Here is a 15,045-nt window from a genome sequence, read left to right on the forward strand (position 1 = left end):
CTAATGGATTTTCAATGCCGCATCATTCAGCTGGATCCGTGAGCTGCTTGGGACGGCTCATCCAAATGCTTTCCGAATAGTCCATGAAAATTTTTCCGATCCACGATTTTTTGCGGTGCACTTCGCGGAAACCGATCCGTTCATAAACACTCTGGGCCCTTCCGTTGCTGTCGACGACATCCAAGGCGAAAGTTCGGTAAGGCTCCGTTTCGATTAGTTTGAGCAGCATCTGGCCGGCAACACCCTGGCGACGATCGGCTTCATTGGTCGCCACGCACTCAAAATAGAGCGTCTCATCATCGATTGGTAAGGGATTTCCGTATTCTTTATGGAAGCTGAAATACCCGACATGTCCCCATATAAATCCGAAATTGGCCAGGAAATCTTCTTTGTTTACCTCCATGGCGCGGCGCTGGTTGGTCGAACACCCCACCATTGCGACCGGGCGATCGCCGTACATCGCAACACGGATCAGGTCCTCCTGCAGGACTCTGCGGAATCCTCCCAATAGGCGCTCAATATCGCGATGCAGCGTCTTCATGTCCTTGTAGTAGCTGGTGACGAAAATTTTTCTGACTTCCTCTTTTTGTGTTTCCGATAATTGGCTCATTTTCGCTATCGTTATTTCTGTCATGTTTTTCTTCCCTTCATGCAAATCTCTCTTATTATTTGATCCGCTGCATTATTGCTGGCGGTTGTTTCCGATGAACGTTGTGATGGCTTCAACAGATTGTTGTTGCTGCTGTTCGGCGCTGATGGATGCAGTCCCGTCTCCCGCCTGCATTCCATAATCGCCGAATTGGGCATGATTACCGCCAACCAGTTCGATTTCGGTATAGTCAGCCGGCAGCTTTCGTTGCGCTTCGTCGTAGCTTTCGCGGTTCAGGACTTCATCTTCCGAACCGTAGAGGGAAAGGACCGGAAACGGTGCTGCGGTCAAATCTCCTGACGGATAGGATGCCAGGAAAATGAGACCCGCGACTTCGTCAGCTTGGTCAGCCGCAAAACTGGAAGCCATGACTCCACCCAAGGAATGCCCCGCGAGATACCAATCCTGCACACTATCTTCCTGTTCCATGATCGTTTCTGCCGCATTGGCATCAAAGACCGCCAAATGGAAAGGCATCTTGGCGACGACCACCAACAAATCCGCTTCGGCCAAGCTGCGCAGCAAAGGCGCATAGGCTTCCGCTTCCACCTTTCCGCCCGGATAAAAGATAATGCCTTCCTCCGGATTTTCCCCATTCGGCGCAAACGTGATCGCATCCTCGGTCTCGGTGATGGTGATCGATCCATCCGATTGCAGCGCTTCGATAGCATCCGCTGTCGCTTGGTAGTAGTCATTCACGTACCAAAAAAACGCACCTGCAGCAATTACTATCAGCAGAGCCAAGCCGATCAGTATTTTACGTATCCAGTTGGATTTCCTGTTTTTTTCCATAATATCCTCCTTTGGATCATGATTGCACTTTTATAAAAACTGTTCTAAAGTAATCATGATGAGTGACCTATGCGTCCCATCGCTTATGAAAGGCAGGTTAAAACGATGTGGTATGATGGCATTTTTGAATCTTTGCTGGCATTACGTGATGAAGAGCGCGCCCTCCAGATGTCGGCCTATATGCGGAATCAATTCCCGTTTTTGGGTATCACAACGATTCCGCGGAAAGCAGCCTATAAAAAATTTCTTGCAACTGCAAAAAAAGAAAAGAGAGTCGACTTCGATTTCGTCGATCAGTGCTTCGAACGGGTTGAACGGGAATTCCAGTATGCGGGCGTCGACTATCTGCTGGCTGTCCAGGATTGCCTGGGTCCGGAAGACTTGGCGAAGCTGAAGCAGTACATCCAGACAAAATCTTGGTGGGATACCGTCGACGGACTGGATGGAGTTGTCGGATCGATCGTCCAACGTTATCCGGAATGCAAACCGATTCTCTTGGAATGGAGCGTGGCGGACGACATTTGGCTTCGGCGCGTCGCCATCGATCATCAACTCGGTTTCAAAGAAAAGACGGACACCGATTTACTGGCAGAAATCATCAAAAATAATTTGAACCAAAAGGAATTCTTCATCAATAAAGCGATCGGTTGGAGTCTGCGCGACTTCAGCAAAACGAATCCCGATTGGGTGCGCACGTTCCTTTCCTTGCATAAGGACGGACTGTCCAATCTGAGCATCCGCGAAGGCAGCAAGTATGTCTGACCGAAAATATTCTTATTCGTTTATCGGTTCGTAAGTGAGCTGCACCAAACCGGAATCGAACGTTTTCGCCGCTATCAATTGCAAAGGCAGCTCTTTGTTGCTCTCTTTGAACAACGGAATCCCTTCACCGAGCAGAATCGGGATGATGGATACGGTGTAGCTGTCGATCAGGCCCTTTTCACGGAACAGGTCGATCGCTTCGGACCCGCCATCGATAAAGATGTCCTTTCCGGGTTTGCGCCGGATCTGATCCAACAGATCCTCCACTGGTCCGTTGTAAAAATGGACCTGACCATCAGAGCCTCGCTCCGTTCGCGAAAACACAAAACATTCACGGCCTGCGTGCGGGAATTCCCCGCCGAAAGACAGCACCTTATCATAGGTCTTCCGCCCCATGATGACAGTATCGATCGTTTCGATAAAATTCGCATAACCGTAATCTTCATCAGATCTGGCGACACTGTCGAGCCACTCGATATTTCCGTCCGAATGCGCGATGTAGCCATCCAGACTGACTGCGATATATACTTTGACGTTTCTCTTTTCCACCTGAACACCCCCATGACTTGTCTACCCCATATAGTCAACTATACGCTTGGTTGACAATCAAGGAAAGAATTTTTCGTTCGGAAATTGGGAAAACCGCAAAAAAGACGATTCAGTGCGAATCGTCTTTTTTGCGTTCAGCCTTATTTTTAGGTTGACAATCAGGCATTTCCCACTTCGTTTACTTGCATAAACTTCACAGCGGATAAGCCAGGATCAAACGGATGGCGGAATTGGCTGCAGCAGCTTCCTTGAACAAGCGGACCAAGGAGTCTCCATAATCACCGAGTTGGTTTTTCACGGTTTGCGGATTCTGTAGGATGATCATTTTGCCGGAATAATCGGTCGTCAGACAATCCCACAAGGCATCGAGGTTATTGCCATAGTATTCGGGGAGATGCAATTTCTTTTTCATATAGGTATGCGTTGCTTTCCGATCGGTCATTTCGCTGCCTTCCAAACGGATGATTTCCATCTTCAATCAATCCCCCTCCCTATACAGCTGTTCGAACGATTCGTAATGATCATCCGTGTAAAAGATAAGACCGTCATTCGAATAGACGATGCGCTCAGCCCCACGGAAGCCACCGTCATAATCGATGTCGGCCTCATAATAGGTCCTGCCCGCTTGCTTCGGAAGCAGTCCCTCGCGATTGCCGAAGAAGTCACCGCCGATGGACATTCTGTCCGTAACTTCCCACAAGTTGCCTTCGGAGTTGTCCCAACCAAGATCCTCGGCTTCGTCCTTCGTCAGGTAGTTGGGCGGCAGCTCGTTGAACTGGTGAAGGTAGGCCGCCACTTCGTCTTTCGTTGAATAGGCTTGCCCTTCCGTGACACCATTGCTGGTTGCCGTTTCGGCCGACTCCTGCGTCTCACTTTCTTGGATATTTTCTTCAATTGTTTGCGAGCTGCTGGCGGCGATGCTGATTGAAGAATCGGGTGTCCGTTCCTCGAAAAGCGAGTCGACGCCATTGAACCATACGGCCAAAATGATCGCCAAAAGCGCGAACAAGCCTTTCAGGCCGCTTTTTAAATTTTTCATCCACTAATCCCCTTTTTGCCAAATGTGTTCCCCGATACGATACAAAAGGAACGCCAAATTGTCCAGTATTTAATCGGAATCCTGTTGATCCGTTCCGACCCGCACCATGATTTCGTTATGCCGGAACATCGGCGGCACGAATGGCGCGTTGAAGGACGCCAGCATATAATTCGAAGAAGGTTGGTACTTTTTCTGCTGAAGCCACTGCGCCAACTTCTCCAGCATGTCGCGCTCTTTCCGATCATTCGAATAACCACCGTACTGGATGACCGCAAAAAGACCGCTATCGAACTTTTTGACGGCCAACGAGGGACTGTTGGGCTGCGGAATATCGTCCCATTCCTCCTTTGGGACAACAAACGCCATCTTCATGCGCTCATCCGAAAGTTCCTGGATCACCGGAACGGTCATGCTGATTTTCCGGTTGGACTGATTGTCATTTGATATATAGCGGAACAAGGTGCCGAACCCGCTGTCCACATCCGGATCACCGGCATTGTCGTATTCCACGATGTAGAAATCCCGGTATTCCCGCAATTCAAATGGCTCCTCCGACAGCACGACCGTGTATTCCGGGCGTTCATATTTAGACATGATATTCCCTCCTCTTTTCTGTTCTCTACAGCTGAATTTTACCATGATTTTTCCTTTTTTCCGAAAAGTTAGACTGCTTGACCGGTTTGGGGCTTGTGCTATCCACAAACAACTGTTATAAATAATTTACAAGCAAATGAGAGCGATACCAATACAGTTGAATGGAGGCGGAAGCCATGCTGAAAAGTTTTTCGTTGCAGGAAAAAAGTTGGATCATGTATGATTGGGCCAATTCCGCCTACTCGATCATCATTTCTTCGGTCATTCTGCCGCTTTTTTATAAATCGATCACGACCGGTGAAGGAATCGCTCCGAATTTAGCCGATTCCTATTGGGGCTACGCGACCTCGGCAGCGACGCTGGTCATCGCCATCTCCGCACCGATACTCGGCACGATCGGTGATTACCCTAAATGGAAAATGCGGCTGTTCAAGTTCTTCTTTGTGATCGGCGTTGTCGCGACCGCAGCACTCAGTTTTACGGACGACTGGCGCCTGTTGCTGGTTTTCTATATGCTCACGACGGTCGGCTTTTCAGGCGCAAACATCTTCTATGATGCCTTTTTGGTAGATGTCGCGACCGAGGATCGGATGGACCGGGTCTCCACTTACGGGTTTGCGATGGGTTACATTGGCGGCAGCACGATCCCATTCGTGCTTTCGATCCTGCTGATCATGTTCGGCGAGAGGATCGGCATTCCGCGGAAGACGGCCATCAAAACTTCCTTCCTGTTCACGGCTTTTTGGTGGATTGCCTTCACGATTCCGATGTTGCGCAATGTGAAACAACGTTATTTTGTCCCGGCCAGCGAACACATCATCCATGACAGTTTCGCCCGGCTTTACCAAACGCTCCATCAAATCCGCAGCAATAGGAAAATGTTCCTGTTCCTGATCGCCTATTTCTTTTACATCGATGGCCTGAACACGATCACCCACATGGCCGCCGTCTTCGGCGACAGCATCGGGATCGTGTCCGACATGCTTATGATCGCCGTGCTGGTGATCCCGATCCTGTCCTTTCCCTTCACTATCCTGTATGGAAAACTGGCCCAACGTTTCGGCAGTAAAAAGATGATTTTGGTGGGCATCGTCATTTATCTGTTCGCCTGTCTGCTGGCTTTCCGGATGACCACCGCAGTGGAATTCTGGATCCTCGCTACGCTGGTCGCCACTTCGCAAGGCGGTATCCAAGCACTGTCGCGTTCCTATTTCGCCAAGCTTGTGCCGAAGGAGAATGCCAATGAGTATTTCGGTTTCTACAATATCCTCGGCAAGTTTGCGGCCATCATGGGGCCGGCCCTCTATGCGCTCACGAGCCAATTGACCGGCGACTCACGCAACGGGCTCGCCAGCATTTCCCTGCTCTTCATCATCGGAGGCGTGCTGATGCTGCGGACAGAGGGAAATTGATCCGGCTTTTCCTCTGTCCCATTCCCTAAAGGCTGACTTCCAAACGGAATCAGCCTTTTTGATTTGTCGGTGGCTATTTCTTTTTGACGAATCCAGAAAGCGGACGTTTGACGAGTTCCGTGACGATAAGATAAGCGAAGGCGATTCCCAAAATGATCCCCAAATGCGTCATTGTCGGCGTTTGGAATCCAAAGAAGGCTGCAGTGGCGGGAATCATCGGCAATCCGACGGCGAGTGCCATGGCGATCACCGAGAGGAACACAATCGACGGTGCGGGCCAGCCTGCCTTGGTGATCGGCGCCAAGGAGCGGATGGAAAGCATCAACAATATCTCCGTCAATACGCTGGCAATGAACCAGTTGGTCTGCAGCACTGCCGGAGAAATCCGAAAGAACAGCCCGAAGCAAATGAAATCGAAGACCGTGCTCACGAGCCCCATCGTGACGAAAATGATGTAGAGGGAATGAAGATCATACCGCTGCGGCCGTTCCACTTCCTGAGCCGATACCCGGTCAAACGCGATGGCCATCATTGGAAAGTCGGACAGCAGATTCAGTAGCAGCAGCTGTTTCGGCAACATCGGCAAAAAACTGATGAAGAGCGAACCGATGGCGACCGCATAAAAATTACCGAAGTTCGAAATCAAAGTGGCGCGGATATATTTCATCGTATTGGCGTGCGTTTCCCGACCAAAGCGGATGCCTTCAATGATCACCCGCAGATCGTTCTGCAGCAATACGATATCGGCGGTCTCACGGGCGACATCGGCCGCCGACTGCACGACCATCGAGACATGCGCCGCCTTCAAAGCCGGTGCATCATTGATCCCTTCACCCAAGTAACCGACCGTGAACTGTTCCTTCAGAAGTTGGATCACTTCCAACTTCTGCTCGGGCGTCGTCCGGGCAAAGACCCGAATCGAGGACAGGCGTTTCTTCCTTTCGACAGGCGGCAATTCCAAAAAGGCGGCAGCCTCAGTGACTTCAGCGCTCTCCGTAACCAGGCCTGCTTCCCTTCCCACTGCCTCAGCCACTTTCAGGGCATCGCCGGTGATGACTGTGATGGCGACATTCATCTGTTTTGCGGCAGCCACCGTCGCAATAGTGGAATCCTTGATACGGTCAACAAAAGAGACAAATCCACCGAAACGCGCTCCGGTGCCATCATCATAGCTCACTCCCAACACCCGGTGGCCTTTTTCTTCCTCATTCTGCAGCCAATCCTCAACTACATCATGGGAAATCAGCCCTTCCCCGAAGAAATATTCCGGGCTTCCGCGGCGGATGTGCAGCGTCGTACCATCCGAATGTTTCACGACTGCACCGTTGCTGCGCAACGCCGGATCGAAGGCTTCCTCCTGCTCGAGACTGTATCCCTCCACGATTCGGCGTTGCTCTGCCGATAGGGCCTCATCGCTTGCATGGTCGAAAGGTTCCGGTATCCGATCATGCAGGTTGATGGCGGCCAAGCGCGCCAAGACCAGCGGATCGTAAGGCGATCCCGCCATCGGATAAACATTGCTGAAAACAAGGTGGTTTTCCGTGATTGTGCCGGTCTTATCGGTGCACAACAGATTGACGGATCCCAAATCCTGGACTGCGGAAAGCCGCTTGACGATGACATCGCGTTTGGCGAATTCCAGAGCGCCTCTCGAAAGGGAGAACGTCAGCACCAAAGGCAAAGCTTCCGGGATGGCCGATACTGCCAGGGCAATCGCGAAAATCAGCAGGCCCGTGACATCCGCCTGCCGGCCTTCGATCAGGATATTGGCCACCACGACGAATCCGAGCGTCAGCAGCGTCACCTTCATGATGAAGTTGCTTATTTTGTCCACACTCTTGACGAGTTCACTCTCTGGCTGGACCGCGGATGCCGTCTTAGCGATATGCGCCAATTGCGTCTCCTGGCCGATTGCGATGACCTCAGCCAAGGCATTCCCCCTCACGATAACAATCCCTTGCAGCAAGCGCTCTTCATCGGCAGCGACTGTATCCTTGTCGGCGCCGGTTGCATTTGAAGCGGACGCGCGTTTCGAAACCGGGATGCTTTCTCCCGTAAAGGTCGTTTCATCGACCAGAAGATCGCGGGCAACGCGGACAATGGCATCGGCCGGCACTATGTCTCCCGACTCAAGCTTCAGTATGTCACCGGGAACCAATGAATCCGTCGGCACTTCCTTTTCCATTCCATCCCGCATCACCGTAATCGTGTTCAATAAGTAAGCTTTCAATTTATCGGCTGCCTGATTCGATTTGTGCTCCTGATAGACATTCAATGCTGTGCCAAGGAACACAAACAGCAGGATAAAAGCACCGTCGATCGGCTCTCCCAGAGAAAAGGTCACCCCCGCCGCAATCAGCAGCATCAAATTGAAGATGCCCCGGAATTGTCTCAGAATCAGGCCAAGGAGTCGATTACGCGGTACCGGCAATGCGTTCGGTCCGTATCGGGCTCTCCGTTCAGCCGCTTCCGCTTCCGTCAATCCTTTCCATTCAGTCTTGTTTGTCATAACTCATCATCGCAGCTTTCGCATCAAAATAAGTGAAATCCCCTTCGTCATAATGCCAGACCGTCTGCAGTTCCATCGGCTGGCGGATGCCGTTGATCTCCTTGTAGCCGCCGCAGAGCGCCGACCATCTGACTTTTTCGCTTTTCCCATCCATCGTCGTGGCTTCCCGGTCATCGGTCGTGAAGGCTACCATTTCATCATCTTCATTGAACGTGAAAATCCCTTCCGCACTGATGCCGTGCGCCGTGATCACCGCTTTGGCGTGGTGCGCATCGATTGCTTCCCATCGGATATAATCCTGCAGGGCCGCATTCGGAACGAAGAGGCATTCGGACAGGAACGTCACCAAACTGGCCCTGTCCATCGCTTCCCCGTCGATGTCGAACAGCGTGATATTTTTTGCGACAATCCCCTTCATCGAGCCTTTGCCGTCGACATAGGCATCCACCCCTTCGAAAGGTATGCCATAGAGCGAACTGTCGATGTAGGCGATGCGGTCAGGCCCGTCCACAAAGTTATATTGCGTGTAGGCAATCTTGATGGTCTTTTTTCCCTTTCCGAGCGAAAAGGCGACATCCGGAAAAACGACCTTCATGTAGGCCATCTTCGGTTTCCCGAGATGTCCGCAGCGGCGCAGATGGCGTCGGACAGGGCCAGGCAGCGTCGCAATATCCGCTTCCGTGAAGCGCCCCTTTACCGGCTCCGTTTCCTTCAACAAATCCTCCGCCAAATCGGTAAATTCCCTTGCAGCCTTCGAGGGAGTTGTGCGCAGGTAAGCATGGACAACACCGGCAGTCCCGAGCAGGACCCCACCAACCGCAATGATTTTCTTTATCGCTATCATTTTCTCTTCCATCCTTTCGCAATATAAGTGAACTTTAAGTGTACTTTTCCCGAAACAGATTGACGACAGCAAGCAATATGGATATAATCACCCTGACATTATTTTCAGATTTGAAATCAAAGGAGAACGGACTACTAATGAAAAACGCATCAAATACACAGAACAACACAATCGTCAGCTTGAAAGAATTCACTGCTAATCCAGCGCCGCTTGGCTTATTGGGCTTCGGAATGACAACAGTCTTGTTGAACATCCACAATGCAGGTTACTTCCCGATGAACACGATGATTTTGGCTATGGGCATTTTCTTCGGCGGCATGGCGCAAGTCATTGCAGGCATCATGGAATTCAAGAAAAATAACACATTCGGCGCAACTGCTTTCACTTCTTACGGCTTTTTCTGGCTTTCCCTTGTCGGAACGATCGTTATGCCCGGTCTTGGTATGGGCGAAGCGGCTTCGGCTCAAGCGATGGCTGCTTACCTGTTCATGTGGGGGCTGTTCACTTTGGGAATGTTCGTCGGAACCTTGCGCATCAGCAAAAACCTGCAGATCGTCTTCGGTTCTTTGACATTGCTTTTCTTCCTGCTCGCTTTGGGAGACTTCACCGGCAATGAAATGATTTCTAGAATCGCTGGATACGAAGGTATCTTCTGCGGATTCTCAGCAATCTACGGCGCTTTGGCACAAGTTCTGAACGAAGTATACGGCGAAGAAGTCCTGCCGTTGGGCAATGTGACGACTGTCAAGAAAACAGCAAAAATCGAAGTAGCTACAAGCAAATAAACGACTGAATCCAATAAAAAAAACGGGCGCTATGCAACATGATTGCATAGCGCCCGTTTTTTGCCTTTTCGGTGGCGTTCCTCGATTTTCCGTTGAGGAGTGTCATTCGAAGTCAGCAGCAATCGTTTTACGGGGCTGGCTTGTGCAACCTGACCTGAAAATATACCTACTGCTCTGTCCTGAATAATGACTGGGTTTGATTGATTTTTATTGGTCGCATCTTGGCGGACTATCTGTTGACGATCCGGCAACAATGGATCCTGGCGGCTTTCTTTTTGCCCTCTTCGATTTCCAGATCGAAGGCTGCCCGTTCTTCCGGAGTCAAGTCGTTGATCGACAGGAAACTCAGGTTGGACAGTCTGTACGTTTCCTTCACATCGCTGTCGTTTCCGAAGGCTGTCGCTTCGATGTTGTTCAGCACCTTTTCCGGATTGCCGGCTCCCATCATTTCCAAGCTTTCTTTGTCCTGCTCGGAGAAACGCATCGCCAAATCGAGCGTCGTCGTCTTGTAGACGGTGCTGCCCATGAAGGTGATCCTAGTCAAATATTCATTCGTGTCCTCATTGTAAAGGATGTATTCTTTTGCTTTTGTCTGTTCCATAACTAATTGGTTCCCTCCAAAAATACCGGTCCGCCGCTCAACGGGAACCTGTTTTGTTTGCAATTCCATTATAGACCATCCATCCCGCTTTTCACATACCTACAGCGATAGTTTGCCGGTTCAGACCGGCTTTTTGCTGTTTCGGTAGGCATCATGAAAGCCTTCGAAAGAGTCCAACAGGAAAATGAACAGGAAGACGGCTTTGATCGAATTGAATGCGGTATTGAGTACCCGTTGCCCATCGGTGGCTTCGGCGATTTTCGCGACTAGCTCCGGATTCAGGATGGCTGTATCTCGAAGGATGAACCACAGCAGCAAAAAGGACAGGACATTCAGGATCAGATTGGCGGTCGCTACCGGGTAAGTCCACTTCCTGAAAACGAGCTTGCTGGCTGAGAAGAACAATTGCAGCACCAACATGCCGTTGATGTAAGGCAGGTAATTGCGGAACACTTCCTGATCCAGCATCGGAATCATTTCCCTGCTGCCGTCCATCGTATAGTAGAATCCCAAGAGATGGCTGTATTGGTTGACGAGGACGAGGAAAAGCACCGTAAAGATGATGCCGATGATGACCCCAATCCTGCTGAACGGTTTCTGCGGAACTTCCTTCTCAGGCAGATCAGCCAGACTCCAGTCTTCCTGGATTTCCCTCAAAATTTTCTCTTTTGCCGTCCTTTCCATGATGGCGAACACGAGTGTCACCCACCCGAAAGCCCCGATCGCCACACTCAGTGCCGTTGCAAATAGCTGTCCGACGAAACGCCAAACGCTCTCGCCGTTGACGATGAAATCGACGGTATTCCCGATCAACGTTCCGATGACTGCGACCGTCATGACGATTTTTACGATCATAAAGTAAGTTCCGTACAGTTCCGGTCCGATCAGATGGGGCGCTTCCTTCAGTTGCCTTTCAGCCAATAGTCTTGGATTCCCCAATCCTCTCAGCACTTCGCGTTCCGTTTCCTCCGAGACATCTCCGCGTCCTGCCAATCGTTCCGCAATGATGCGGCGCATGGCCTTTTCCACTTCAGCCTTTTCGCCTGGTGGAATATGCTTCAGTCCGGCAGCGATGTACCTTTCCTGCAGTTCCATTTTTACCCCTCTTTTCTTAGTTCCCTTTCAGCCTTTGACTACTGCGACGGTCTTGAGGCGGCGGACCGGTTCGACAAGATCCAGTTCTTGCGAGAGTACGAAGTCGATGGCTTTATAGGCAAAGCGCGATTCCGTGCCGACATCGGTCCGTTTGGCTTTCGCGAGAAAGACGCCCAATGCCCTCAAATCCAGGATCGTGTCCTGGACACTGAATTGTTCCCTTGCATCCAAACGGCTCATGCGCCGGCCTGCGCCGTGCGAACAGGAGAGGAAGCTTTCCGGATTGCCTTTGCCTTTCACCAGATAGGAATACGTCCCCATCGCACCCGGGACGATGCCCATTTCACCTCTTCCGGCGCGGATGGCGCCTTTGCGGTGGACCCAGACATCTTTCCCGTAATGCTCCTCAAGCGCGGCGTAATTGTGGTGGCAGTGGACGGCATCCGACAAGTTGACATGGTTGATGCCTGCGTACTTTTTCACCCAGAGCCGGACGATATCGAGCACCTTCTCCATCATCTGGTTGCGGTTCTCCTCGGCGAAATCCATCGCCAATTGCATCCAGCGGAGATACAGTTTTCCGAGTGCGCTTTCGGTGGAAATATAGGCCAAATCCCACTCGGGAGGGACCGGAGACTGGTCTTGTTTGTTCACTTCCTTGGCCAATTCGTTGAAATAATGGCAGATCTTGAAGCCAAGATTGCGCGATCCGGAATGCAGCATGATTCCAAGCCGTCCCTGGTCGTCCGTCTGCAGTTCGATGAAATGGTTGCCGCCGCCGAGCGTACCGACCTGATAGGCCGCATCGTCCAGTTCCTTCATCAATTCCTGCGGCATTGTTTCCTTTTCCTCGGGCGTCAGCCCTTCGAGGAACCGGGCGACCGATTCGCATTGCTGTTTTTTCTTATGGTGCTCGAAACCGGTCGGGATATTCCGCAGGATGTCGCCCGCAATCGCCTGGGCCAGTTTACCGTTCGGCGTTTCTATTTCGATCAGCCGTTCTACCGGGATGTTCGTCTGGACAAAGCTCATCCCACAGCCGATATCCACCCCGACCGCATTCGGGATGATAACCTTTTCGGCAGCGATGACGCCGCCGATCGGCATGCCGTAGCCGGAATGCGTATCCGGCATCAGCACGACCCATTGATGCAGAAACGGCAGATTCGCCAGGTTCTTCGCCTGTTGTAGGCATTCCTCACCGATTTGTTCCTCATTTTCCAGCCATACTTTGATCGGCCACTTCTGTTCCTCGGGATTGAAGATAGTAATCATCTTTTGGTGCCCCCTTCCGATTATCCTTGGATCAAAATCATTTCAATTGCCGATCTTGTTTCGCGACCATATCACTGACCTGTTGCATCAGGTCTTCAATCTGCCTTTCTCGGCGCGGATTCATCCAGTTGATGACGCCTTTGCCGATGACGTCGGCGCCGTGTTCTTCGCACAAAGCCGCCATCTGCTTCAAGGCGCGGTTGCCGCCCATCCAAGGGAACGGGAAGGCCTGGGTCACGAAAAGGAGCGCAGGTTTGCCCTCGAGTTGGCCGATTTCCGAAAAATAATGCTTCAGTACAGCTGAAGCGGAAGCTCCTCTGACCGGTCCGGCGATAATCAAGAGATCGTTCGCCTGCGGATCGGGATAGATTTTCAGCTTCACATTCTCAATCTTTGCTTCATTAATTTTTTCTTCTCCGATAGTCTGCAGCCGTTCGATTTCCACTTCATGCCCGTCAGCTGTCAGCCTTTCCTGCAGCCGCTCCGCTACCGACAAGGTATTGCCGGTCAATGAATGGACGATGATCCCGATTTCCATAGCCTTTCCCACTTTCTTTTTTTAATTTACGCCTCTAATGGATGTGTTTCGTCTGTCCGGAAGCCGGCCTAGCAGCAACCTCGACTTTGATCCGATCGGGGTCTTCGAAAAAGACGGCGTAGTGTTCCTTTCCGCCTGCGAAAGGATGCCTTTCGGGATACAGCAACGGGATGTTACGGCGTTGCAGTTCCGCATATAGTTCGTCCACCTCATGCTTTGTATCGACCGCTAAGGCCAAATGGTTCAATCCTGTCCGACCGCGGTGATAAGATTCGTCCAGGAAGCGGTCGGATGTCTGTACGAAGACGATGTAAGAATCACCTTCCTTATAGCTGAAACCTTGCTCCCATTCCTGGTATTTGCTGAAGCCTAGCTTTTCCAACAGCCAGGACCAGAATGCCTTGCTGGCGGATAAATCGCTGACATTGATTTCGATATGATGGATGAGACTCAATTTCCCCACTCCCTTTTCTTAGGATGCCTTTCACGCTTACAATTCAGAAGCTGATTCTTTGTCCAACAGATGCTGGTTTGTTATAGTCAGTATATCAGTATCTTATCTGCATAGATCATTCGGAAAAATGGAGGAAATTATGAAACTCAGCATCTTGGATCAAGTCCACATCACTGCAGGAGGCAATGCCGAACAGGCCCTGCAAAACGCCAAAGAACTAGCGCAACTAGGCGATACGCTCGGTTATGAACGCATCTGGTTCGCCGAACACCACGGCAGCCAACTGATGGCGAGTGCCGCTCCCGAAATCATTGCCGCCTTCATCGCAGCAGCGACCGAGCGGATCCGTGTCGGAACAGGCGGCGTCATGATGATGCATTACTCTCCATTGAAAATCGCGGAAGTCTTCAAAACGCTGTCCGGCTTTGCGCCCGGCCGGATCGACCTGGGCGTTGGCCGAGCCCCCGGAGGCGACCATCGATCCATGCACGCATTGGCGCAAGGCAACCCGCCCCAACTAGAAAATCATTACGAAAAATTGCAGACAATTCTGGATCTCCTGGAGGACCGGACACCGCATGATCCACTTTATCGCGGCATTCCGGCTGCTCCTGTCGCTGTGACGATTCCGCAGACCTGGCTTTTGGGATCCAGCGGCAACAGCGCCGTGCAGGCCGGCAGAATGGGCGTGGGCTATTCCTTTGCGCAGTTCTTCACCGGGACGCTTGATAAAAGCATTTTCAATCTCTACAAGAACAACTTTATCCCATCCGCAGCCATGCCCGAAAAGCAGATCAATGTCGCCTTCCACGCCATTGTGGCGGATACGCGCGAAGAAGCGCTCTATGAAGAGTTGCCATATGCAATCTTCAAAATGCAGCTATATCGTGGGATGATGCGCAACCATCTGATGACTCCGGAACAAGCCGCTGCTTATCCGCTGACGGAAATCGAGAAACAGCTCATCAATGACATCCGCAAAACGCATATTCTCGGAACCGCAAAAGAGGCCGCCGAAACATTGCTGAATCTGCAGGACCAATACGGTTTCGATGAAGCGATGATCATCAGCATGCCGCATTCCCAACAGGCGCGGCTCAAAACTTATTCCTTATTGGCGCAGGAGCTGTTCTAGACTGTCTACCGC

Annotated in this window: 17 protein-coding genes; 4 read left to right on the plus strand and 13 right to left on the minus strand. The window is 51.2% G+C overall.

The genetic code is table 11. The features are described from left to right. Positions 1-22: 22 nt before the first annotated feature. Together C8U37_RS04975 and C8U37_RS04980 are read right to left on the minus strand one after the other, a co-directional pair. Positions 23-634, minus strand: coding sequence for a GNAT family N-acetyltransferase (locus C8U37_RS04975; RefSeq protein WP_108032168.1), 612 nt, complete (start codon positions 632-634; stop codon positions 23-25). Between the two features lie 48 nt (positions 635-682). Further along, positions 683-1,441, minus strand: a complete 759-nt coding sequence (locus C8U37_RS04980) for an alpha/beta hydrolase (RefSeq protein ID WP_108032169.1) — start codon at positions 1,439-1,441, stop codon at positions 683-685. 105 nt (positions 1,442-1,546) lie between these two features. Between C8U37_RS04980 and C8U37_RS04985 the strand changes: the two genes are divergently transcribed. Further along, complete coding sequence (locus C8U37_RS04985) at positions 1,547-2,203, plus strand: DNA alkylation repair protein (protein WP_108032296.1); 657 nt, start codon at positions 1,547-1,549, stop codon at positions 2,201-2,203. Between the two features lie 12 nt (positions 2,204-2,215). On the opposite strand, the gene C8U37_RS04990 is transcribed toward C8U37_RS04985, so the two are convergent. From C8U37_RS04990 to C8U37_RS05005, 4 genes are all read right to left on the minus strand, one after another. After that, positions 2,216-2,752: a dihydrofolate reductase family protein gene (locus tag C8U37_RS04990; RefSeq protein WP_108032170.1), complete on the minus strand. Its 537-nt coding sequence runs from the start codon at positions 2,750-2,752 to the stop codon at positions 2,216-2,218. Between the two features lie 193 nt (positions 2,753-2,945). Further along, positions 2,946-3,224: a barstar family protein gene (locus tag C8U37_RS04995; RefSeq protein WP_245879765.1), complete on the minus strand. Its 279-nt coding sequence runs from the start codon at positions 3,222-3,224 to the stop codon at positions 2,946-2,948. Between the two features lie 6 nt (positions 3,225-3,230). Further along, positions 3,231-3,791 carry a ribonuclease domain-containing protein gene (locus C8U37_RS05000; RefSeq protein ID WP_108032172.1) on the minus strand — a complete coding sequence of 187 codons (561 nt, stop codon included), beginning with the start codon at positions 3,789-3,791 and terminating at the stop codon, positions 3,231-3,233. A 69-nt stretch (positions 3,792-3,860) separates the two neighbouring features. Further along, entirely contained in the window at positions 3,861-4,385 is a 525-nt protein-coding gene (locus C8U37_RS05005) for an SOUL family heme-binding protein (RefSeq protein WP_170100195.1), read from the minus strand. Positions 4,386-4,561: 176 nt separating this feature from the next. Here C8U37_RS05005 and C8U37_RS05010 point away from each other — a divergent pair, with 176 nt between their 5' ends. Continuing rightward, positions 4,562-5,797 carry an MFS transporter gene (locus tag C8U37_RS05010; protein ID WP_245879761.1) on the plus strand — a complete coding sequence of 412 codons (1,236 nt, stop codon included), beginning with the start codon at positions 4,562-4,564 and terminating at the stop codon, positions 5,795-5,797. Positions 5,798-5,870: 73 nt separating this feature from the next. Here C8U37_RS05010 and C8U37_RS05015 read toward each other — a convergent pair whose 3' ends face one another. Next, positions 5,871-8,306 carry a cation-translocating P-type ATPase gene (locus C8U37_RS05015; protein ID WP_108032174.1) on the minus strand — a complete coding sequence of 812 codons (2,436 nt, stop codon included), beginning with the start codon at positions 8,304-8,306 and terminating at the stop codon, positions 5,871-5,873. Next, complete coding sequence (locus tag C8U37_RS05020; protein ID WP_108032175.1) at positions 8,290-9,150, minus strand: DUF6544 family protein; 861 nt, start codon at positions 9,148-9,150, stop codon at positions 8,290-8,292. Before C8U37_RS05020 ends, C8U37_RS05015 begins: the two co-directional genes overlap by 17 nt. Positions 9,151-9,287: 137 nt before the next feature. Here C8U37_RS05020 and C8U37_RS05025 point away from each other — a divergent pair, with 137 nt between their 5' ends. After that, positions 9,288-9,935, plus strand: coding sequence for an acetate uptake transporter (locus C8U37_RS05025; protein ID WP_108032176.1), 648 nt, complete (start codon positions 9,288-9,290; stop codon positions 9,933-9,935). Between the two features lie 229 nt (positions 9,936-10,164). On the opposite strand, the gene C8U37_RS05030 is transcribed toward C8U37_RS05025, so the two are convergent. Genes C8U37_RS05030 through C8U37_RS05050 form a run of 5 tightly spaced genes read right to left on the minus strand, consistent with a single transcriptional unit; the run spans position 10,165 to position 13,898 of the window. Then, entirely contained in the window at positions 10,165-10,605 is a 441-nt protein-coding gene (locus tag C8U37_RS05030; protein WP_108032177.1) for a hypothetical protein, read from the minus strand. A 51-nt stretch (positions 10,606-10,656) separates the two neighbouring features. Beyond that, complete coding sequence (locus tag C8U37_RS05035) at positions 10,657-11,631, minus strand: hypothetical protein (protein WP_108032178.1); 975 nt, start codon at positions 11,629-11,631, stop codon at positions 10,657-10,659. Between the two features lie 27 nt (positions 11,632-11,658). Beyond that, positions 11,659-12,906, minus strand: a complete 1,248-nt coding sequence (locus C8U37_RS05040) for an RtcB family protein (RefSeq protein ID WP_108032179.1) — start codon at positions 12,904-12,906, stop codon at positions 11,659-11,661. Positions 12,907-12,943: 37 nt separating this feature from the next. Further along, complete coding sequence (locus C8U37_RS05045; RefSeq protein ID WP_108032180.1) at positions 12,944-13,444, minus strand: flavodoxin family protein; 501 nt, start codon at positions 13,442-13,444, stop codon at positions 12,944-12,946. 34 nt (positions 13,445-13,478) lie between these two features. Further along, positions 13,479-13,898 (minus strand): VOC family protein, encoded by a 420-nt coding sequence (locus C8U37_RS05050; RefSeq protein WP_211306130.1) that lies wholly within the window; start codon positions 13,896-13,898, stop codon positions 13,479-13,481. A 139-nt stretch (positions 13,899-14,037) separates the two neighbouring features. Between C8U37_RS05050 and C8U37_RS05055 the strand changes: the two genes are divergently transcribed. Next, positions 14,038-15,033, plus strand: a complete 996-nt coding sequence (locus C8U37_RS05055) for an MsnO8 family LLM class oxidoreductase (protein ID WP_108032181.1) — start codon at positions 14,038-14,040, stop codon at positions 15,031-15,033. Positions 15,034-15,045: the final 12 nt, after the last annotated feature.

It is taken from the genome of Trichococcus patagoniensis, assembly GCF_003051085.1.
Classification (GTDB): Bacteria; Bacillota; Bacilli; order Lactobacillales; family Aerococcaceae; genus Trichococcus; species Trichococcus patagoniensis.